The sequence below is a fragment of the Psychrobacter sp. T6-1 genome, assembly GCF_052258445.1.
Genome location: NZ_JBQQFC010000619.1, coordinates 1 through 845, shown reverse-complemented (window position 1 = coordinate 845; position 845 = coordinate 1). Strand labels below are relative to the sequence as shown.

Sequence of the window (845 nt, the reverse complement as noted above, 5' to 3'; positions counted from 1 at the left end):
ACCAAACGGCTAACGCTATGCTTCTCCATATACTCACTCATATCGATACGCACGATAGCGTCCTGAGAGTCAAATAAGAAGTTGGCAAGCGACTTGGTCAGCTCTGTTTTACCAACACCTGTGGGCCCTAAGAATAAAAACGAGCCAGAAGGACGGTTGGGGTCAGATAGACCTGCGCGGCTACGGCGTACCGCATTAGCCACCGCTTCGACGGCTTCGTCTTGACCGATAACGCGCTCATGGAGTTTATCTTCCATAGCGATCATTTTGTCGCGCTCGCCTTGCATCATTTTGCTCACAGGGATACCTGTAGCTGCGGCAACGACTTCAGCGATTTCGTTATCGGTGACTTTATTACGTAGTAGTTTAGCACCTGCAGGCTCACCGGCTTGCTCTTTTTGTTCAGCCAAATCCGACTCGTTGATACGGCGCTCAAGCTGCGGGATGGTCTCATATTGCAGCTTACTCATGGTCTCGTAATCGCCTTCGCGGCTGGCTTTATCATAAGCGATACGGGCTTTATCTAGCTCATCTTTGAGCTGTTGACTGCCTTTGACCAGTGCCTTTTCAGCTTGCCACACTTCATTAAGATCAGCGTATTCTTTTTCAAGCTCGTCGATTTGCATATCGAGCATTTTGCGTTCTGCTTGCGCGCCTGCATCTTCTTCGTTTTTGAGTACTTCACGCTGCATTTTAAGCTGTATCAAGCGGCTATCGAGCTTACCTAGCGCTTCAGGTTTGCTATCCATCTCCATACGTAGACGACTGGCGGCCTCATCGATTAAATCAATCGCTTTGTCAGGCAGTTTGCGATCTGTGATATAGCGATGACTCATACGCGCCGC

Annotated in this window: 1 protein-coding gene; it reads right to left on the bottom strand. The window is 49.2% G+C overall.

All coding sequences use genetic code 11. The annotated features are described in order from the left end of the window. A partial coding sequence (locus tag ACTXGO_RS16495) for an AAA family ATPase (RefSeq protein WP_443575079.1) occupies nucleotides 1–845 on the bottom strand: 845 nt, incomplete at both ends.